The organism is Methylosarcina fibrata AML-C10 (assembly GCF_000372865.1).
In the GTDB taxonomy this organism is placed as follows: domain Bacteria; phylum Pseudomonadota; class Gammaproteobacteria; order Methylococcales; family Methylomonadaceae; genus Methylosarcina; species Methylosarcina fibrata.
Genome location: NZ_KB889965.1, coordinates 626,657 through 645,958, shown reverse-complemented (window position 1 = coordinate 645,958; position 19,302 = coordinate 626,657). Strand labels below are relative to the sequence as shown.

The following is a 19,302-nucleotide window of genomic DNA, read 5'->3' as shown; positions in this document are numbered from 1 at the left end:
GTTCCATTCCTTATTTATTCGATCACTTTCGGAACCAGATACAGGCCCGCTTCGACCTGGGGCGCTATCGCCTGGAACTTCTCGCGAAGGTTCGGTTCGCTGACCCGGTCCGGCCGCAATCTCTGAACCTGATCCAGAGGATGCGCCATCGGCATGACCGCTTCCGTATTCACGTCGTTCATGGCCGTCATCAGGTTCAATATCGAAGACAAATCCTGCGCGTACGATGCGATATCCTGCGGGTCAATTCCCAAGCGCGCCAAATGTGCTATTTTTCTTACTTCATCCGTCGTTAAAGACATGATTACCTCTTGCCAATATTAAAAAAAAATCCGGATTTCCGTCCGCTACCGGCGGCGCAGCAGAAACGAAGCTGAAAACGAAAAAAACCGGACGTTTTTGTCATTCCCCTCGGTTTTGGCTCCGGATAAAAAACGAAATTTGAAAAATGTGATTCTTGCCAAACAGCTTCTAAAATATGATACTTTATATCTTGCCTAAATACCCGCTGGATTGATAAAGTAATACGATTTTATTCCTATAAGGAAACAGTAAAAAATGTTCAAACGAATTCGCGGAATCTTTTCCAATGACCTTTCCATCGATTTGGGAACCGCCAATACATTGATTTATATTCCGGGACAGGGCATCGTTCTGAACGAGCCGTCCGTCGTCGCGATCAAGGAAGACAAGGTTCGCGGCGCCAAAACCATCGCGGCGGTCGGCACCGACGCCAAACTCATGCTGGGCCGGACCCCCGGCAACATCACCGCGATCCGTCCCTTGAAAGACGGGGTCATCGCCGACTTTGCCGTGACCGAACGCATGCTCCGGTTCTTCATTGAAAAAGTGCACAAGAGCAAACTGCTAAGACCCAGCCCGCGCATTCTGATCTGCGTGCCGTGCGGCTCGACCCAGGTCGAACGCAGAGCCATCCGCGAATCGGCAGCAATGGCGGGCGCGCGCGAAGTCTATCTGATCGAGGAGCCCATGTCCGCCGCGATCGGCGCGGGTCTGCCGGTCGACGAACCCTGCGGCTCGATGGTTCTGGACATCGGCGGCGGCACCTCGGAAGTGGCCGTGATTTCCATCAACGGCATCGTTTATTCGTCCTCGGTGCGCATCGGCGGCGACCGTTTCGACGACGCCATCGTCAGTTACGTGCGCCGGAATTACGGCACGCTGATCGGAGAATCGACCGCGGAAAGAATCAAGCTCGAAATCGGCACCGCCTATCCCGGCAGCGAAGTGCGCGAGATCGAAGTCAAGGGCCGCAATCTCGCCGAAGGCGTGCCCCGCAGCTTCTCTCTGAACAGCAACGAAATTCTCGAAGCCCTGCAGGAGCCCTTGTCGGGCATCGTCGGCGCGGTCAAAATCGCGCTGGAACAGACGCCGCCCGAACTGGGCGCGGACGTGGCCAACCGGGGCATTTATCTGACCGGCGGCGGCGCCCTGTTAAAGGATATCGACCGTCTGATCGCCGAAGAAACCGGTTTGCCGGTCTACATTGCCGACGATCCTTTAACCTGCGTGGCTCGAGGCGGCGGCATGGTTCTGGAAATGCTCGACAAGAAGGGAATCTCGACGTTTTCCCTGGAATGACCAGGTTATTGACTTTACGGTCCCGGTGTGAATTCTTACCGATGACCGTCCGTTTGTTTTATTGATCCAGACCACCCTTGCATGGCGCTGACAACTCCCGATCGAGTTTTGTTTTTTCTTCTTGGAAAATGGGGGATTCGATGAACCGCCCCATGAATAGGGGAGACAGGGCAAACTAGGGAAAGTGTAACCAGAGCGCTGCGGGTGTCCGATACCGAGGAATCCAGCCATAAAACTTCTATTCGCGAGCGATCCGTCCATCACTACCCGGTTGCTGGTCGCCATCATTGCTTCAATTGCTTTGCTTGTCCTGGACCAGCGCGGGCAACAACTCACCCCGTTCCGGTCCGTCTTGTCGATCCTGACCGATCCGGTCAAATACCTGGTGAACCTGCCTCCGTCGATCATCCAGGAGGCGACCGAGACCGTCAGCAGTTATACCACCTTGAAGGAAGAGAACCGCAGGCTGCATGAGGAACGGCTCATTCATCAGACCCGTCTGCTCAAACTGGCCGCGCTGGAAAAGGAAAACATCCGCTTGCGCGCCCTGCTGGAAAACTCCTTCAAGCTCGGTGAAAAAGTCCTGGTCGCCGAATTGCTGTCGGTCAACATGGCGCCTTATGAACACATCGTGGTGGTCAATAAAGGCACTCGCTTCGGCGTGCATCCCCAGCAGCCGGTCATGGACGCCAACGGCGTCGTCGGTCAGGTGTTCCGGGCTCTGCCGTTCAGCTCGGAAATCATGCTGATCACCGACCCCAACCACGCCATTCCCGTCCAGGTCAATCGCAACGGCCTGTTGACCATCGCGGTCGGCAGCGGCCAGATAAACCGCCTCAACCTGCCTTATCTCCCGAACAATGCCGACATCCGTCCCGGAGACTTGTTGATCACGTCGGGTCTTGGCGGCACCTTCCCGCAGGGTTATCCGGTCGCGGTCGTGGACGAATTCACCTCGCAGAACAACAAGCCGTTCGCCACGGTGACTGCCACGCCCAAAGCCTTGCTGGACCGCAACCGGGAACTGATGATCGTCTGGAGCGATTCCACCCCGATTCCGCTGAGCCCCAAGCCAGCCCCAAACGAACAGGAGAATCCCACGCATGAGGGGCAGTAGTTCTTACGGTTTTTACCGGATCATTTTCACTCTCGTTCTGGCGATGGCACTGCGCATTCTGCCCTTGCCCGAGTTGGCAAGCCTGTTCAATCCGGATTGGGTGCTTCTGTCCCTGATTTACTGGTCGTTGGCCGTTCCCGAACGGGTCGGCATCTTCCACGCCTGGACCTTCGGGCTGCTCACCGACGTGCTGACCGGCAAGCTGCTCGGCCAGTATGCGCTGGCATATTCCCTGGTCATCTATCTTTGCCTGAAACTGCACAAGCGCCTCAGGCAGTTTCCCATTATCCAGCAAGCGTTGTTCATCTTTTTCTGCCTGCTACTGTCCCAACTACTGCTGTTCTTCATTAAAAACGCCCAGCATCCGGCTCAGCTCAAGGGCACGTTCTGGCTGCCCGTGTTTACCGGCACTCTGTGCTGGCCTCTGGTGTATACCGCACTCAGGTTTGTTCGCCTGACCAAGCGGCTCGGTTGAATAACGATCGATCATGTCCCGCATTTATTCCATTAAAGACAATGCAGTCGAAGACCGTCTTTTTCTGGGCCGCATCATTGCCTCGCTCGTTCTCATCGGCCTGTTGACGACCGGCTTGATCGTCCGGCTGGTTTATCTGCAGATCGTGGGCCACGAGCACTATGCCACGCTGGCCAAGGAAAACAGCGTCAAACTGGTGCCGCTGGTGCCGACCCGGGGCATCATCTACGACAGAAAAGGCCGGATTCTGGCCGACGATACGACCTCCTTCAGTCTGGAACTGATTCCCGAACAAATCAGCGACCTCGAAGACACCCTGAAGCGGCTTCAGGTTCTGCTCGACATTCCGGACGAAAAAATCGAGCTCTACCAGAAACTCCGGAAGCGCCAGAAACGGTTCGTGCCGACGCCGTTACTGTCGAACATGAGCGACGAAGAACTGGCCAAATTCGCGGTAGTCCGGCCTTATTTTCCCGGAGTCGACATTCAAACCCATCTGGTCCGGCATTACCCTTACAACGACCTGGCGTCCCACGTGATCGGCTACGTCGGCCGCATCAGCGAGGACGAGCTCAAGGATCTGCCCATTTCCGAATACCGCGGCTCGACCCACATGGGCAAACTCGGCATCGAAAAATCCTACGAGACCGAACTGCACGGCAAAACCGGCTATGCGGAAATCGAGACGAACGTTCAGGCACGCCTGCTCAATACGCTCAACGAGGTCCAGCCGACGCCGGGAGCCAACCTCTATCTGACTCTGGACGTCGATCTGCAGAAAACGGCCTATGACGCGCTCGATTTTTACAGCGGCGCCGTCGTGGCGATCGACATCAAGACAGGCGGCGTCCTGGTCTTTGTCAGCCGTCCCGGCTTCGATCCGAATCCGTTCGTGGTCGGCATCGGCAGCGACGCCTATCGCGAACTGCAAGCCTCGGAGGATCAACCGCTCTATAACCGGGCCTTGCGGGGACTGTATCCTCCGGGCTCCACGATGAAGCCGTTCATCGCTCTGGCCGGACTGGAATACGACGTCATCCATGCTCATCAGGGTTTGTTCTGTCCCGGCTTTTATCAACTGCCCGGCGTCAGTCACAAGTACCGCGACTGGAAAAAAGGCGGCCACGGCACGGTAAACATGAGCACCGCGATTACGCAATCCTGCGACGTTTATTTCTATCGTCTGGCCTCGATGCTGGGCATCAATCACATGCACGATTTCCTTCAGCAATTCGGTTTCGGTGAAAAATCCGGCATCGATCTGGTGGGCGAAAAGCCCGGTTTATTGCCTTCAAAGGAATGGAAGCGAAAGAAAAAGAATCAGGACTGGTACCCCGGCGAAACGCTGATTACCGGCATCGGCCAGGGCTATCACCAGGTCACGCCGCTGCAACTGGCCAGGGCGACCGCGACCTTGGCGAACAACGGCAAGGTCGTCACGCCGCATCTGGTGGACAAGATCGCCACCCCGAACGGCACCCGGCCGGGGCCTGAAACTCACGCCAAAGTCATTCCTCTGGATAAAAATAACGTTAATGAAATCATTAACGGCATGATCAACGTCGTGCATGGCGGCGGCGGCACGGCGAGAAGCATCGGCCGGGACATTCCCTATCAAATCGCCGGCAAGACCGGCACGGCCCAGGTTTTCGGCATCAAGCAGAACGCCAAATACAACGAAAACGAAATCGACTTCAAACTGCGCGATCATGCCTTGTTCATCGCGTTCGCTCCGGCCGACGATCCCAAAATTGCGGTGGCCGTGGTCGTCGAACACGGCGGACACGGCGGTTCGGTCGCAGCGCCGATCGCCGCGAAAGTCATCAAGCAATACCTGCAGGAAAACCATGAGAACTGAAATCCAGCATAAACATTTTCACTCTCCGTCGCTTCTCGGCAGTATTCTCAGAAAACTTCACATCGACATTCCTTTATTCATCTGTCTGCTGTTCACCGCCCTTTTGAGCTTCGTGATCCTGTACAGCGCAGGCGGACAGGACATGGACGTATTGCTGCGCCAGGCGGCCCGTATCGGCCTGGCGTTCCTGCTGATGACGGCGCTGGCACACGTGCATCCCAACCAATTCAAACGGTATTCGGCGGAACTGTTCAGCATCGGCGTGGTACTGCTCGTCGCGGTTCTGATCATGGGAAAAATCGGCAAAGGAGCGCAAAGATGGCTGGATTTGGGTTTTTTCCGCTTCCAGCCTTCGGAGATGATCAAAATCACTACGCCGATGATGATCGCTTGGTATCTGGCCGAACACCAGTTTCCGCCGAAAACCAAACAATTGCTGATCGCCGGCCTCCTGATCATCGTGCCGACGCTGTTAATCGCCAAACAGCCCGACCTGGGAACGGCCCTGCTGGTGGCCAGCTCCGGCGCCGCGGTGCTGTTTTTTTCCGGACTCTCCTGGAAATTCATTCTGGCGATTTTTTCCGTCATCGGCGCCTCGACTCCCGTCATCTGGCACTTCATGCACGACTATCAGCGAGCGCGGGTAGTCACTCTGCTGAATCCCGAAGCCGATCCTCTGGGCCGCGGCTATCACATCATTCAATCCAAGATCGCGATCGGTTCCGGCGGCGTGTACGGCAAGGGCTGGCTCGGCAGCACGCAATCCGAACTGGATTTTTTGCCCGAAAGCTCCACGGATTTCATTTTTGCCGTGTTCGCCGAAGAATTCGGCCTGTTCGGCTGCCTGGGCCTGTTGATCCTGTATCTGCTGATCATCGGACGCTGTCTGTACATCGCCGCACAGGCGCGCGACAGCTACAGCCGCTTATTGGCCGGCAGCCTGGCCTTCACCTTTTTCGTCTACGTTTTCGTCAACATCGGCATGGTCATCGGCATTTTGCCGGTGGTCGGCGTACCGTTGCCGCTGATCAGTTACGGCGGCACCTCGATCGTCACCTTGCTGGCCGGCTTCGGCATCCTCATGTCCATTCACACTCACCGGAAATTCAGCCTTCAATGAAACCGACAAGCAACCTGACCCCCGTTATTCTGAGCTGCGCCGCTTTGTTTTGCGTTGCCTGCGCGCCGGAGAAAACCCGGCCGGCGGACGTTTTCATCCGGGAAATGAGCCTCAAACATCATTTCGACGAAGCCGCTCTGGACGATCTGTTCCTTTCGGTCGAATTAAAACCGGAGATTCTCGTTCGCATCGCCTCGCCGGCGGAAAAAATGCCCTGGTATAAATACCGGAAGATCTTTCTGACCGAATCCAGGATTCTCGAAGGCGCCCGATTCTGGCGGGAAAATGCGGACGCCCTGGCCGCCGTGGAACGTCGATACGGCGTTCCGGCGCCGATCATTGTCGCGATTTTGGGAGTGGAGACCCGTTACGGCCAAAAAACCGGCAACTATCGAGTCATCGATGCTCTGACGACGCTGGCGTTCGCCTATCCTCCCCGCAGCCGTTTTTTTACCGGCGAACTTGAAAATTTTTTACTGCTTTGCCGGGAAGAAAATATGAATCCCCTGAAGCCTGTCGGCTCCTACGCCGGCGCAATGGGCATGCCGCAATTCATGCCGAGCAGTTTCCGCTCGTATTCGGCCGATTTCGACCGGGACGGCCGGCGCGACATCTGGCGCAACACGAACGACGTCATCGCCAGCATCGCCAATTATTTTTCCCGTCACGGCTGGCAACCGGGCCAGCCGGTTGCGATGCCGGCGAAGGCATCCGGGGATTTTTACAAATCGAAATTAAACGGCAACCTTAAGCCGGATTTAATAATTGAAGAGTTACAATCGGCCCATGTTGAAATTTCAGGGTATCCGCCTTTAAACAGTAAGATCAAACTGCTTGCTTTTGAACAAGAACATGGCGATGAACTATGGGCTGCTTTCGATAATTTCTATGTCATCACCCGCTACAACCACAGCCCCTTGTACGCCATGGCTGTTTTTCAATTAAGCGAGGCTATCTCAAAATACAAACCGACATCTCCCTATGAATAAAATCATACCATCCATTTCTGTCATTGTGTTGTGTGGTTGTTCCACGCAGCAAGTCAGAACGCCAGATGTATCGATCAACAAAATCACCCCTCTGCCCCGGCTGACCGCCGAAGCCACTCAAAATAAAGACACGACCCAGTCCCCGTCCCCATCCATCTCCTCTCCCCTTTCCGCTCCAGGCAAACGCCATCTGATCGCCGACCGCCCCCTCCGGCAACATGCCGTTCTTCAGGTAAACCGGCCCAACAAGCCCGAAGAGCCGCCCCAACAGGAAGCGCTGATACCCCGGATCACCCGTTACATCAAGCAAGGCATCGCTTCCTGGTACGGCCCCCGGTTTCACGGCAGAAAGACCGCTACCGGCGAAATCTTCGACATGTACGCAATGACCGCCGCGCATAAAACCCTGCCGATTCCGTCCTATGCCCAGGTGACCAATCTGGAAAACAACCGCAGCGTCATTGTCCGCATCAACGACCGCGGACCTTACGTCGGCAACCGTTTGCTCGATCTTTCCTATGCCGCCGCCAAAAAACTGGGCATTCAAAAAGAAGGTTTGGCCAAAGTGGAAATTGTGGCATTAACCGACGCCCAGGCTTTGCCGCAACTGGAGAATGACCAAGAAGAAAAAGAAGGCAAGCGATAGACCGGCCCATTCCGCTCATTCAATCCAATTCGGACCGACGGAAAGAAATCCTCCGGCGTATCCTCTATAGCCCGAAGCTAATTTTACGCTCCTTTTAAGGGACTCGTTTTTGCCTCCCCGAGGCAGCGTCAAAATCCGGCCGTCTGCCCCTCGTCCGCTCCGGAAAAAGAATGCGTCGGCAAACCGCCGTGATTAAGCGAATCCCGACAACCTGCTCCGATCATGCTACAATAAAGCCATGTTTTTCTAAGTGAACTTTCCATAGCAATGATGTCTTTATTAAATTTCCAGCGGGTCTTTTTCATACTCCTTTTCAGTTTCCTGACGGCTCCGTTCCAGGCCAACGCAGAAAATTCAGACGTTCTGATCCCCATCCCACCCACCATCGAAGCGAGCAGCTTCGTATTGCAGGATTATCAAACGGGCAAGGTATTGGCCGAAAACAATGCCGACGCCAAACTCGCGCCGGCCAGCCTGACCAAAATCATGACCGTCTATGTCGTATTCAAGGAAATCGCCAACGGCCATCTGAAACTGGACGATCTGGCCACCATCAGCAAAAAAGCCTGGAGCACGTCCGGTTCGCGCATGTTCGTGGAAGTGAACGACCGGGTCAAAATCGAAGATTTGCTGAAAGGCGTCATCATTCAATCGGGCAACGACGCCAGCGTCGCTCTGGCCGAGCATGTGGCCGGATCGGAGGAAGTCTTCGCCGCGATGATGAATCAGCAGGCGGAACGATTGGGCATGAAAAACACCCAATTTAAAAACAGCGACGGGCTTCCGGTGGAAGGCCATTACACCACGGCGCGCGATCTGGCCATTCTGACCGAGGCCTTGATCAAGGAATTTCCCGACTTTTACCCGTGGTTTTCGCAAAAGGAATTCGTCTACAACAAAATCGTTCAGCACAACCGCAACCAGTTGCTGGGCCGCGATCCTTCGGTCGACGGCGTAAAGACGGGGCATACCGATGAAGCCGGTTTCTGCCTGGTCGCGTCGGCCCTCAGAAACGACATGCGTCTGATTTCGGTCGTGATGGGCGCCAAAAGCGACAACGCCCGGGCGGTGCAAAACCAGAATCTCTTGAATTACGGATTCCGTTTTTATGAAGCCCACAAATTATACGACGGTAAAAAATCGCTGTCCGATGCCCGGGTATGGAAAGGCGACGTCAAGGAATTGCCTCTGGGTCTGACCGAAGATCTTTACGCGACGATCCCCCGCGGCCATTACAACGAGCTGAAAGCCGTCATCAACGTCGACAAGAACATCACCGCGCCGGTCAAGGAAGGCGACAAGCTGGGTTCGGTTGAAGTTTCCTTTAAAGGCGAACCGATCATCAAAAAAGACCTGGTGGCCCTAAAAACCGTGGAAAAAGGCAATATTTTCCGCCAGTTGACCGACAGCGCCATTCTTCTGGTGGTCAACCGCGATGGAAAATAAAACGGTCTATCTGAACGGCCGTTATCTTCCGTTGAATGAAGCCCGAGTTTCGGTCCTGGACCGCGGCTTTTTATTCGGTGACGGCGTCTATGAAGTCATTCCGTCCTATTCGGGACATTTGTTTCATTTCGACAAGCATATGGAGAGACTGGATCGCAGTCTCTCCGGCATTCGTCTGGGCAATCCCTTCCCTTATGCGCAATGGCTCGAGATTCTGACGCCGCTGTTGGACCCGGCCCTGGATCAGTATGTTTATTTGCAGGTTACGCGGGGTTCTGCGGAAAAAAGAGACCACGCGTTTCCGAAACAGATCCGGCCGACCGTCTTTGCGATGTCGTCGGCCATTGTCCCCCTGCCCGGCCAGAACTCCGGCGTCAGGGCCATGACCATGCCGGACGGGCGCTGGCAACTGTGCCATATCAAGGCCATTACCCTTTTGGCCAATATTCTCTACCGGCAGGAAGCGGTCGAGAAAGACTGCACCGAAGCCATTCTGGTGAGGGGCGATCACGTCACCGAAGGCGCGGCGAGCAATGTTTTCGCGGTCGTCGACGGCGTCCTGGTCACGCCACCGAAAAGCCATGAATTATTGCCGGGAATTACCCGCGACGTCCTCCTTGAAATCGCCGAAAGAAACCATATTTCCTATCGGGAAGACAGCATTTCCCTGGAAACGCTGAAAAGTGCCGACGAGATCTGGCTGACCAGTTCGACCCGCGAAATCATGCCGGTGGTCGAACTCGATTCCGCTCCAATCGGCGGCGGCAAACCGGGGCCGGTCTGGGCCACCATGAACCGGCTGTTCCAGAATTACAAACAATCCCTGAGATGAGCGAAGAGACCCTGCTGAAATTCCCGTGCCGTTTTGCGATCAAGGCCATGGGCAAAACCACGCCCGAACTCGATTTGGTCGTAGTGGAAATCGTCCGGCGGCACAGCCCCGACCTTACCGAGGGCGCGGTAAAGTCGCGCCCCAGCAAGGGCGGCAATTACACCGCCATTACCGTCATCATCGAGGCGCACAGCAAACAGCAGCTCGATAACATCTATCTGGATTTATCGAGTCACCCTCTGATCATGATGGTCTTATAAAATCCGGCACATACCTTTCTTCCGGCATGGCCTTAACGACGCGCTTTCTCGGCATACAGGACTATCAGGCCACTTGGCGGGCCATGCAGCAATTCACCGAGAACAGGACCTGGGACACTCCCGATGAAATCTGGGTGGTCGAACATGATCCGGTCTATACGCTGGGACTCAACGGCAAGCGGGAACACCTTCTCGACACCGGATCGATTCCCGTGGTCCATTGCGACCGGGGCGGCCAGGTCACCTACCACGGTCCCGGCCAATTGGTCGTTTATCCGCTGCTGGACATGAAGCGGTCGAAACTGGGCGTCCGCCCACTGGTTACCTTGCTGGAGGAAGCCATGATCGAGACGCTGGCTTTGTATCGCATCGCCGCGAACGCACGGGCCGATGCGCCCGGCGTCTACGTCGACGGCAAAAAAATCGGCTCCATTGGCATAAGGATCCGAAAAAATTGCAGCTACCACGGACTGAGCCTCAACAATTACGTGGACTTGAGTCCTTTCAAAGGCATCAATCCCTGCGGCTATTCGAAGCTGGAAGTGACCCGGCTTGCCGATCTGGGAGTGAATCTCAGCAACGAAGAACTCGCCTCGCCTCTGGTCGAGGCCATAACTCAGGCCCTGTCCTCATGACCTATCAAGCTCCGTCCCGCTCCACGCCCGATTCCCATCAACGCAACGCAGAGAAGCTGGCGCGCATTCCGATTAAAGTAGAAACCGCCGCCGCGCCGCTGCGCAAGCCCGAATGGATACGGGTCAAACTGACCGCCGGCAATGAAATCGCGCGGGTCAAACAGCTCTTGCGCGAGCACAACCTGCATACGGTCTGCGAGGAAGCCGCCTGCCCCAACCTGGCCGAATGTTTCCAGCACGGCACGGCTACCTTCATGATCATGGGCGATTTGTGCACCCGGCGCTGTCCTTTTTGCGACGTCGCCCACGGCAAGCCCCTGCCTCTCGATAAAAACGAACCGCGTCATCTGGCCGAGGCGATCAAGGCAATGGCCTTGAAATACGTCGTCATTACCTCGGTCGACCGCGACGATTTACGGGACGGCGGCGCCGGCCATTTTGCCGAATGCATCCAAACCATCCGGCATCAGTCTCCAGCGACCAAGATTGAAATTCTGGTGCCCGATTTTCGCGGCCGCATGGACAAAGCCATCGCCATCCTGGCGGCCGAACCCTGCGACGTGTTCAATCACAACCTAGAAACGGTGCCCAGGCTCTACAAACAGGCCCGTCCCGGCGCTGATTACTCGGGCTCTCTGAAGTTATTGGAAGGCTATAAAAAAGCCAGACCCCAAACACCGACCAAATCCGGACTGATGCTGGGCATCGGCGAAGAACCGGAAGAGGTGCTGCAAGTGATGCGCGATCTGATCGACCACGGCTGCACCATGCTGACTCTCGGCCAATACCTGCAACCCAGCAAGGACCATCTGCCGGTGAAAAGCTACATTACGCCAGAGCAATTCGACGAATACGGACGCATCGCCGGATCGCTGGGCTTCGAACAGGTCGCGAGCGCGCCGCTGGTGAGATCTTCGTACCATGCCGACATGCAGGCGAAAGGAGTAAACATTTAAAACTTGAGCGAGCGCCTTAATCGCAAAAAGGTAGGGTACGCACCGTGTACCACTCACGAGCTTGATCATTCAATCTGTTTAGAGCAGGTACGCGGTGCGTATCCTACTTGACTTTTCACAATACATTGATCAATCAAGTTTTTTGATTGGTACGCGGTGCGTAGCCTGATTAACTTTTCTCGATATCTTAAAGTCTAGGGCTAACTAAGCTCAAACTTATTGAACAGGAGTAGTCCGCTTCCAGAGCGACAAGCCGCTGGTACAAGAGCCGACCAGTGCATAATCCACCGTGTTGGCGCTGGTACAATCCTGCCATGCGTAGGACTTCGGATTTCCTACGATGAAGTACTCCATGTTCGGCGTGGCGTAAATCTCCGTCGAAGGCGTTGTTGAGGGATAAACCCGGACCGCGACGCCGTTGGTGCTTATGTTGGTCGTCGCCGCTCTTTGCCACAACTGCGCCCCCATCTTATAAGCTCCGCATGCGCCTGTTTTTTTAAACCCTCCGTATTGCAGGGAGTTGCAGTCCTGGAAAACGTTGATGGCTACTTTATTGACGATAAATTTGGTGTTTTGGCCGTCGAGCCCTTCGGTCGTTATCAGCGTATCGGCATTGGTGGTGCTGGTGAAATGACCGTAATAGGTCATATTCTCGGCCGCTCGGGTTGTAACGGCGAACCCAAGCACCATCAAAGCAAACATTATTTTTTTCATTTCTTATCCTTAATTTTATGGTTAGAAAAACGAAGAGGCCGATTGCCGCCGATAAGGCGAAAGTAGAATCCGCCATCGACAGGATAAAACTTACATCTTGATATGGCCTAAAACGAAGTTAAGCATCTTCATGCCTGCCAGCGATAAAGGAAACGCCATGACAGCCAGCAATAAAACGTACCCTAAGGCTATGTAAATGTCTTTTTTCGAGGTTGTTTTATTATTCATCGCAATCACTGTCTCCGTAATCAATATGAAATCGCTGTATTACAACTTTTCACGCCTGCTTTACGCAGTCGAAACCGCTTCGGATTTTTCCCTGTAGATGAACCCAGCCGCGATTTTGGCGATCCGGGGCGCCCGGGTGCAAATAGAATTGGCTACTGATGAATTATTCTTTCATGCGAAGATAAATTGAACCTTAAAAAAATTAAAATTTTTATGGTTTTTATCTACCATCGGACGTTTATCGGAAACGATGCTGGAGTATCAGTGGCATTTCTTCAAATGCTTGACCATTCAGCATGCGGCCATTCGCTATTTAGATTTTTTTATCGTAAACGCCCTCGGCATCATCCTGTTCAGGATGTACCGAATGCGCCCATGTACGATTTATAATCACGATTTTGAATTAAAATTACCCATATATAAGCCATCCACATTAAATTTTTGGCAAGAATTTTGTTGTGGATCAATATCCAGGCGCAGTTTTACTATTTGTCTTTTTGTTAAAGACAATTTTGGTATCGATTGAATATCTATCAAATTTCTTCCGGTAGTAAAGTTCATTCTTACACTATGTTCCTCATCAAAGTAGGCTTGCCTGTTTTCTTGCCAAAATAATTGAATCGGTACGACAGAAGAATGATCTTCACATGCTATTTCAAGATTAATATAACGATTTTTTTCCGGCGTTATTTCGCTATCCGATAAGGAATATTCTAAAGAAGGGTCAATTCCATCAATAATAAATTTATACCGGGAATTGATTGTTGCGACATTGTTCAGTCTGACCAGAGTGCCAGTACGATTTGACTCAAAATTATCAGGTGTTTTGATAAATGTAATGGGTGGAGCCTGATAAAATAAATCTCTTCTTGAATCTCGCGCAATAATAATAAAAAAAACATAGTCCGGTTTCCATTTTTCAACCAACTGAACAAATCGACCGCCAGGTTTTAGCGCTTCATCATAATTGACTTGAAGTATTTCGTTAAAAGTTATTGTCATAAACGGCGAGATTCCGGTGCCAAATGAATCTCGTATCCAAAGAACCTTTTTGTTATTTAATGCACCGGGAGATTTTATCAGTAGAGGTTTATTATGCTGCTCAATCAAGGGATTTTCACCTCGATAGACCATATGATTAGTATCATAATCATATCGAATATTGGGTACGGGAAGCTCCATCACTTTAATAATCGGATCCAAATCATGTAAGTGGTTGGACAATCTAAGAAAATTAGCCAAATCGCCACCATTTCGCTGATTCGTGTGCGTTAGTTTGTATAGGTCATCTTGTGGCCATTTTAGCTCAGGGTGATTTTTAGAAAGTTGTTGGGCAAAATATCGAAAGGCAACTGCTCCTCCCAATAAATTCCAATGACTGTCTGTCTTGTAATATAATATTTCAGACTGATTTTTTTTAGCCGACAACAAAGGCTTCCTCAGATCGATAAAAATATTACTTTCTTCTGCTTTATCTATCAATATATCTGTAGCATTTGGGGAACGTGGAATGGCCCATGTAGGCATATGTTCCGGGTATACAGTACCTTTATTCGGTGCAATCAAAATTTTAAAATCCTGCACTCCTTTTTGTGAAAGAAAACCTTTCCATGCATGCATTGCTTCAATAATTTTTTTTGCCACAGCGCCATCTTCTATTGTTGATTGACGATGATCAACGGTAATAGTGTCGTTATAATTATCCCCTAAAAAAAGCCATCCATCTTTACCAATTACAACGTTTCGTGAGTCTATGTTAATGCCTAACGGATAAAGAAGCTTCGCTATGGCTCTTGATAAAAAATCCATATTATAAAGAAATGATTTGTCTTTAATTTTTATAAAATCAACGTCAGGAGAAGAAACTATATTTATAATTGGCACTATTGCTATGTTTAGATAGGAAAATGCTATAAAAATAAATACTCTAAATCGTGTTGATGATATCGACATAATTAAAAATTAAAATATAGAAACACTGTGCTTGTGGAAGACAGCATAAAATAAATAGATGTAGAAAAAAGTATTGCGCTATACGTCATTTTGTTTAAATTTATATTTTTATTCAACATCTCAATAGAGTTACTGTAAGATAAAATTACGAATGCAAGCGAAATAAATAGGTATATAGGTAATTGACCAATAAAGCTAGCTGGAAATATTTTTAATAAAATGTCCGACATCCAGCCAGCCCATGCCAGATCCGAAGTGGAAGATGACCATGTTACTGAACGTATGTCCACCATGCCCTTAAGTATTCTAATTGCGTCGTCTAATGTTTTCGCTCTAAAAAATACCCAACTTGTATTTACAAATATAAACGTCAAAAGCCAGGCCAGATAAGAAGGCATGGTGAATGGTAAACCTTTCCATATTCTATTGATTATAAGAGCAACTCCATGCATTGCTCCCCAGATGACAAATAACCATGTTGCGCCATGCCATAAGCCTCCAAGCACGAAAGTGATGAAAAGATTCATATAAATACGAAGCTGTGAACATCGATTGCCGCCTAATGGTATATATAAATAATCTCTTAGAAAACAACTCAGGGTAATGTGCCATCGGCGCCAGAAATCCTGAATATTTAAAGCCTTGTATGGCGAGTTAAAGTTTATTGGCAACCAGATATTAAATAATAAAGACGAACCGATTGCCATGTCGCAATATCCACTAAAGTCGAAGTAAATCTGAAATGTATATGACAAGCTGGTTGCCCATGCAGAAAATAAATTGAGTGCTGCGCCACCGTCAAACCCATAATCTGCATATAAAGAAAAATTATCGGCAATAACAACTTTTTTGAATAATCCAATAGAAAATATAAATAAACTTTTTTGGATATTTGACGTTTTTTGGAAAACTGCCCATCTAGAAACGAATTGGGGCATTATATGTCTATGATGGACGATTGGCCCGGCAATTAAATGAGGAAAAAAAGTTACAAAAAGAGAATAGCTTAATAAATCATACTCCGATGTTTCTCCTCGATAGCTGTCCACCAGGTATGCAATTTGAGTAAATGTAAAAAAACTGATTGCAAGCGGAAGAACAATATGATGTAAATTATAATTTTCCCCAAAAATGAAATTAATATTACTCAGTAGAAAATCAGTATATTTATAGTAACCAAGCAGACAAATATTTGCAAAAATACCGATTAGTAAGACTATCTTTCTATTTGAGTACTTTTTTTTTCTTGTTTGCGTCAATTCATTATGAGATTGTGTCAGTCCCGTGCCTATGGCAAAGTTAAACAGAATTGAACATAGGATGAGAGGTAAATATTTTGCATCCCAGTAGGCGTAAAAAAACAAACTGGCTGTAACCAACCAAACTCTTCCGGCTATTAACAACCTGACTTTATTAAGAAAAAAATAAACAAAAAAGGTTACTGGAATGTATAGAAATATAAATTGCCAAGAATTAAATAGCATCGATAAAAGCTCACAATATGGCGCTTGTTTTTATTATTAAAAAACAGCATTCAAATATATGCGTAGATAACATTGCAGTGATTATGAAATAGTAAATTACTTTTTATTCATTCACTCATTATCCCATTTTGAATAGGAACGAATGGGCGTTTTTCATGATGAACTCGCGCGTGCGCATCATGCCGAACCTCGGCCTTATTTCGTCCTGGAACTTGGTCTGTATCAAATGGATGGCTGACGATGGGCATCGCCAAGTTTTTTAACTGTGTTGAGAGGAAATTGGGGCGTACGCATTCTGATAGGAACAAGTTTGGAAAGTCAAAACGGCTTATTTTATCGGGTTTGATTGGTTATGTAGATGTTCAGTCGAGCCATTGATTCTGCTCGCACGGTCTCTACAAATCGTATTGCTTAGTAGCCTCCGGCTGAAAATAGATCATGTTTATCCGTATGCATCTGGGACCTTCGGGGAATTCCCATTCAATCGTATCGCCAACGGAAAAGCCGATAAGGGCAACGCCTAACTCGGAGAGAATAGACAATTTTCCTTGCTCGGGGTCCGCTTCGCTTGGAAATACCAGCGTGTACTGAAACTCTTCGTGCGTGGCTGTATCGATGAGGCAAACACATGTATTCATGGTGACCACGTAAGGTGGAATTTCTTCGGGCGCGACAATCCTGGCCCGTTCGAGTTCGCCTTCCAGCGTACGCAAGATCGCTGAATCCGTGGCCCCGAATTGTTTGGCCGTTATCAACAAATCGCGCAAGCGGGCGCAGTCGAGTGAGGAAAGAATGATATTGCGAGCTTTCATGAAGTTTTCCATGGCCGTCATCTCTTTGACAAACGTTTGAAATCGGAGCCGCCGAATGAAACTGGGAAATCGAAAGGCCCCATGGATTGCAAGGAGGCTAGGAAGGCGAACAACGCGGTGAGAAGAAAACACCGCATCGATCGCGCTATGTCTCCACAACCTTATTTTTCATACCATACCATAACCCCACTCGGCTGGATACCTGCCGGATTCTAAGAACTTGGGAAAACAAAAACGGTCCCAATCCGCTACCGCAAGTTCGCGCCTTAACCCAGCTTTTCCTTCAAAAACCCAATCACACCCCCCATCGGAATCTCCAGATTTTCCTTCGCCGTCCGGGCCTTATATTCGAGAGTGCCGGCATCCAGGCCGCGGTCGCTGATGACGATGCAGTGCGGAATGCCGATCAGTTCCATGTCGGCGAACATGAAGCCGGGGCGCACCTTACGGTCGTCGAACAGGACTTCGAAACCGGCGTCTTGCAAATCCTGATACAACTTTTCGGCCGCCTGCTTGAGCCGTTCGGACTTGTGCAGGTTCATCGGGCAGATCGCGACCTGAAACGGCGCAATGCTTTCCGGCCAGACGATGCCGCGTTCGTCGTGGTTTTGCTCGATCGCCGCGGCGACTACGCGGGAAATGCCGATGCCGTAGCAGCCCATGATCATGGTCTGGTTTTTGCCCGCTTCGTTGATGATCGAAGCTTTCATCGAGCCGCTGTATTTGATTCCGAGCTGGAAGATGTGACCGACTTCGATGCCGCGGGCGATGGTCAGTTCGCCCTGGCCGTCCGGGCTCGGATCGCCGGCGACGACGGTGCGCAGATCGGCGGTCTCGGCCGGAAACGGTAGATCGCGTTCCCAGTTGACGCCGACGTAATGCTTGCCGTCCTGATTGGCGCCGCAAACGAAATCGGACATCAGCGCCACGCTGCGGTCGGCGATGATTCGGATTTTCAGGCCGACCGGACCGATCGAACCCGGCTTGCAGCCGCAGGCCGCCTGAACTTCCTGGTCGCCGGCAAACGCCAACGGCGACAGCACGCCTTCGATTTTGGCGGCCTTGATTTCGTTCAGTTCGTGGTCGCCTCTCAGCAACAGCGCCACCAGGCTGTCTTCTTCGCCTTTGACGATCAGAGTTTTGAGGCACTGCGACGAATCAACATTGAAAAAGCGGCTGACGTCTTCGATGCTGTGCTGCTCGGGCGTATCGACCAGTTTCATTTCCTGGCCGGGTGCGGCGCGCGATCCTGTGGGCGCTACCGCCTCGGCCTTTTCGATGTTGGCGGCGTAGTCGCTCCCGGTCGAAAAGGCGATGGCGTCTTCGCCGGAATCGGCCAACACGTGAAACTCGTGCGAAACCGCGCCGCCGATCGAGCCGGAATCGGCGATAACGGCGCGGAATTTCAGGCCGAAGCGGTTGAAGATGTTGGTGTAGGTCCGGTACATGACCTCGTAGGTTTCACGTAGGGACTCCTGGTCCAGATGGAACGAATAGGCGTCCTTCATGATGAATTCGCGCGAACGCATGACGCCGAACCTCGGCCTGATTTCGTCGCGGAACTTGGTCTGTATCTGATAATAAGTAATCGGCAGTTGCTTGTAGCTCTTGATTTCGTTGCGCGCCAGGTCGGTGATGATTTCCTCGTGCGTGGGGCCAAGGCAGAAATCACGGTCGTGGCGGTCTTTCAGCCGCGCCAGTTCCGGACCGTATTGCTCCCAACGCCCGGTTTCCTGCCAGAGCTCCGCCGGCTGCAACGCGGGCATCAATACTTCCAGAGCGCCGGCCCTGTCCATTTCCTCGCGGGTGATTTTTTCGACTTTGCGCAGTACCCGGATGCCCAACGGCAGCCACGTGTAAAGTCCGGCCGCCAGTTTCCGGATCAGTCCGGCGCGAATCATCAATTGATGGCTGACGATGACGGCATCGCCAGGAGTTTCTTTAACGGTATTGAGAGGAAATTGGGACGTACGCATTCTGGTATGAACAAGTTTAAAAAGTCAAAAGAGTTTATTTTATCGGTTCAATCGGTAACGTAGGATGTGCCGAACACAGTGAAGCGCATCGTTCTTTAGGATGCATTTTGTATCTCGACATTTTTTACAATGATCTATTGGGGCAAGCGTTACCATTTTTAACCGAACGGCATTTTCAAACGGGATCCGGCCACGGAAT

General features: G+C 51.2%; 18 protein-coding genes. 12 read left to right on the top strand and 6 right to left on the bottom strand.

The window, feature by feature from the left end:
* Positions 1-14: 14 nt before the first annotated feature.
* Positions 15-302 (bottom strand): Asp-tRNA(Asn)/Glu-tRNA(Gln) amidotransferase subunit GatC, encoded by a 288-nt coding sequence (gene gatC, locus A3OW_RS0103275; protein WP_020562000.1) that lies wholly within the window; start codon positions 300-302, stop codon positions 15-17.
* Between the two features lie 256 nt (positions 303-558).
* Between gatC and A3OW_RS0103265 the strand changes: the two genes are divergently transcribed.
* The 12 genes from A3OW_RS0103265 to lipA all read left to right on the top strand — a co-directional run bounded on the left by A3OW_RS0103265 (position 559) and on the right by lipA (position 11,936).
* Positions 559-1,602, top strand: coding sequence for a rod shape-determining protein (locus tag A3OW_RS0103265; protein ID WP_020561998.1), 1,044 nt, complete (start codon positions 559-561; stop codon positions 1,600-1,602).
* A 229-nt stretch (positions 1,603-1,831) separates the two neighbouring features.
* Complete coding sequence (mreC, locus tag A3OW_RS0103260; protein ID WP_083918122.1) at positions 1,832-2,719, top strand: rod shape-determining protein MreC; 888 nt, start codon at positions 1,832-1,834, stop codon at positions 2,717-2,719.
* A complete protein-coding gene (gene mreD / locus A3OW_RS0103255; RefSeq protein ID WP_020561996.1) occupies positions 2,706-3,194 on the top strand; it encodes a rod shape-determining protein MreD in 489 nt (162 codons plus the stop codon). The genes mreC and mreD overlap by 14 nt, the downstream gene beginning before the upstream one ends.
* A 13-nt stretch (positions 3,195-3,207) precedes the next feature.
* Positions 3,208-5,052 carry a penicillin-binding protein 2 gene (gene mrdA / locus A3OW_RS0103250; protein ID WP_020561995.1) on the top strand — a complete coding sequence of 615 codons (1,845 nt, stop codon included), beginning with the start codon at positions 3,208-3,210 and terminating at the stop codon, positions 5,050-5,052.
* Complete coding sequence (gene rodA / locus A3OW_RS0103245; RefSeq protein WP_020561994.1) at positions 5,042-6,172, top strand: rod shape-determining protein RodA; 1,131 nt, start codon at positions 5,042-5,044, stop codon at positions 6,170-6,172. Before mrdA ends, rodA begins: the two co-directional genes overlap by 11 nt.
* Positions 6,169-7,161, top strand: a complete 993-nt coding sequence (gene mltB / locus A3OW_RS0103240) for a lytic murein transglycosylase B (RefSeq protein ID WP_020561993.1) — start codon at positions 6,169-6,171, stop codon at positions 7,159-7,161. Before rodA ends, mltB begins: the two co-directional genes overlap by 4 nt.
* Positions 7,154-7,807 carry a septal ring lytic transglycosylase RlpA family protein gene (locus A3OW_RS28800; protein ID WP_020561992.1) on the top strand — a complete coding sequence of 218 codons (654 nt, stop codon included), beginning with the start codon at positions 7,154-7,156 and terminating at the stop codon, positions 7,805-7,807. The genes mltB and A3OW_RS28800 overlap by 8 nt, the downstream gene beginning before the upstream one ends.
* A 267-nt stretch (positions 7,808-8,074) precedes the next feature.
* Positions 8,075-9,253: a D-alanyl-D-alanine carboxypeptidase family protein gene (locus A3OW_RS0103230; RefSeq protein WP_020561991.1), complete on the top strand. Its 1,179-nt coding sequence runs from the start codon at positions 8,075-8,077 to the stop codon at positions 9,251-9,253.
* Positions 9,243-10,085, top strand: coding sequence for a D-amino acid aminotransferase (locus A3OW_RS0103225; RefSeq protein WP_020561990.1), 843 nt, complete (start codon positions 9,243-9,245; stop codon positions 10,083-10,085). Before A3OW_RS0103230 ends, A3OW_RS0103225 begins: the two co-directional genes overlap by 11 nt.
* Positions 10,082-10,345: a YbeD family protein gene (locus A3OW_RS0103220; RefSeq protein ID WP_020561989.1), complete on the top strand. Its 264-nt coding sequence runs from the start codon at positions 10,082-10,084 to the stop codon at positions 10,343-10,345. The genes A3OW_RS0103225 and A3OW_RS0103220 overlap by 4 nt, the downstream gene beginning before the upstream one ends.
* A 26-nt stretch (positions 10,346-10,371) precedes the next feature.
* Positions 10,372-10,980: a lipoyl(octanoyl) transferase LipB gene (gene lipB / locus A3OW_RS0103215; RefSeq protein ID WP_020561988.1), complete on the top strand. Its 609-nt coding sequence runs from the start codon at positions 10,372-10,374 to the stop codon at positions 10,978-10,980.
* Entirely contained in the window at positions 10,977-11,936 is a 960-nt protein-coding gene (gene lipA, locus A3OW_RS0103210) for a lipoyl synthase (RefSeq protein ID WP_020561987.1), read from the top strand. Before lipB ends, lipA begins: the two co-directional genes overlap by 4 nt.
* Before the next feature lie 216 nt (positions 11,937-12,152).
* On the opposite strand, the gene A3OW_RS0103205 is transcribed toward lipA, so the two are convergent.
* The 5 genes from A3OW_RS0103205 to A3OW_RS0103175 all read right to left on the bottom strand — a co-directional run bounded on the left by A3OW_RS0103205 (position 12,153) and on the right by A3OW_RS0103175 (position 19,103).
* The gene (locus A3OW_RS0103205; RefSeq protein WP_020561986.1) at positions 12,153-12,650 is read right to left on the bottom strand and encodes a hypothetical protein; all 498 of its coding nucleotides are present in this window, start codon (positions 12,648-12,650) and stop codon (positions 12,153-12,155) included.
* A gap of 618 nt (positions 12,651-13,268) precedes the next feature.
* Positions 13,269-14,762, bottom strand: coding sequence for an alginate O-acetyltransferase AlgX-related protein (locus tag A3OW_RS23900; protein WP_157385777.1), 1,494 nt, complete (start codon positions 14,760-14,762; stop codon positions 13,269-13,271).
* 71 nt (positions 14,763-14,833) lie between these two features.
* Positions 14,834-16,210 carry an MBOAT family O-acyltransferase gene (locus tag A3OW_RS0103190; protein ID WP_020561983.1) on the bottom strand — a complete coding sequence of 459 codons (1,377 nt, stop codon included), beginning with the start codon at positions 16,208-16,210 and terminating at the stop codon, positions 14,834-14,836.
* Positions 16,211-16,710: 500 nt separating this feature from the next.
* On the bottom strand, positions 16,711-17,127 hold the full coding sequence (locus tag A3OW_RS0103180; protein WP_198291281.1) for a GreA/GreB family elongation factor: 417 nt from the start codon (positions 17,125-17,127) through the stop codon (positions 16,711-16,713).
* Between the two features lie 266 nt (positions 17,128-17,393).
* On the bottom strand, positions 17,394-19,103 hold the full coding sequence (locus A3OW_RS0103175; protein ID WP_020561980.1) for a proline--tRNA ligase: 1,710 nt from the start codon (positions 19,101-19,103) through the stop codon (positions 17,394-17,396).
* Between the last annotated feature and the right edge of the window lie 199 nt (positions 19,104-19,302).

Excerpts from the sequence above, each read along its gene's own strand:
- A3OW_RS0103265 (WP_020561998.1), top strand. The coding sequence starts at position 559 with ATGTTCAAACGAATTCGCGGAATCTTTTCCAATGACCTTTCCATCGAT.
- A3OW_RS0103180 (WP_198291281.1), bottom strand. The coding sequence starts at position 17,127 with ATGAAAGCTCGCAATATCATTCTTTCCTCACTCGACTGCGCCCGCTTG.
- A3OW_RS0103230 (WP_020561991.1), top strand. The coding sequence starts at position 8,075 with ATGATGTCTTTATTAAATTTCCAGCGGGTCTTTTTCATACTCCTTTTC.
- A3OW_RS0103175 (WP_020561980.1), bottom strand. The coding sequence starts at position 19,103 with ATGCGTACGTCCCAATTTCCTCTCAATACCGTTAAAGAAACTCCTGGC.
- mreD (WP_020561996.1), top strand. The coding sequence starts at position 2,706 with ATGAGGGGCAGTAGTTCTTACGGTTTTTACCGGATCATTTTCACTCTC.
- lipA (WP_020561987.1), top strand. The coding sequence starts at position 10,977 with ATGACCTATCAAGCTCCGTCCCGCTCCACGCCCGATTCCCATCAACGC.
- A3OW_RS0103225 (WP_020561990.1), top strand. The coding sequence starts at position 9,243 with ATGGAAAATAAAACGGTCTATCTGAACGGCCGTTATCTTCCGTTGAAT.
- A3OW_RS28800 (WP_020561992.1), top strand. The coding sequence starts at position 7,154 with ATGAATAAAATCATACCATCCATTTCTGTCATTGTGTTGTGTGGTTGT.
- lipB (WP_020561988.1), top strand. The coding sequence starts at position 10,372 with ATGGCCTTAACGACGCGCTTTCTCGGCATACAGGACTATCAGGCCACT.
- A3OW_RS0103205 (WP_020561986.1), bottom strand. The coding sequence starts at position 12,650 with ATGAAAAAAATAATGTTTGCTTTGATGGTGCTTGGGTTCGCCGTTACA.
- mrdA (WP_020561995.1), top strand. The coding sequence starts at position 3,208 with ATGTCCCGCATTTATTCCATTAAAGACAATGCAGTCGAAGACCGTCTT.
- A3OW_RS0103220 (WP_020561989.1), top strand. The coding sequence starts at position 10,082 with ATGAGCGAAGAGACCCTGCTGAAATTCCCGTGCCGTTTTGCGATCAAG.
- mltB (WP_020561993.1), top strand. The coding sequence starts at position 6,169 with ATGAAACCGACAAGCAACCTGACCCCCGTTATTCTGAGCTGCGCCGCT.
- rodA (WP_020561994.1), top strand. The coding sequence starts at position 5,042 with ATGAGAACTGAAATCCAGCATAAACATTTTCACTCTCCGTCGCTTCTC.
- gatC (WP_020562000.1), bottom strand. The coding sequence starts at position 302 with ATGTCTTTAACGACGGATGAAGTAAGAAAAATAGCACATTTGGCGCGC.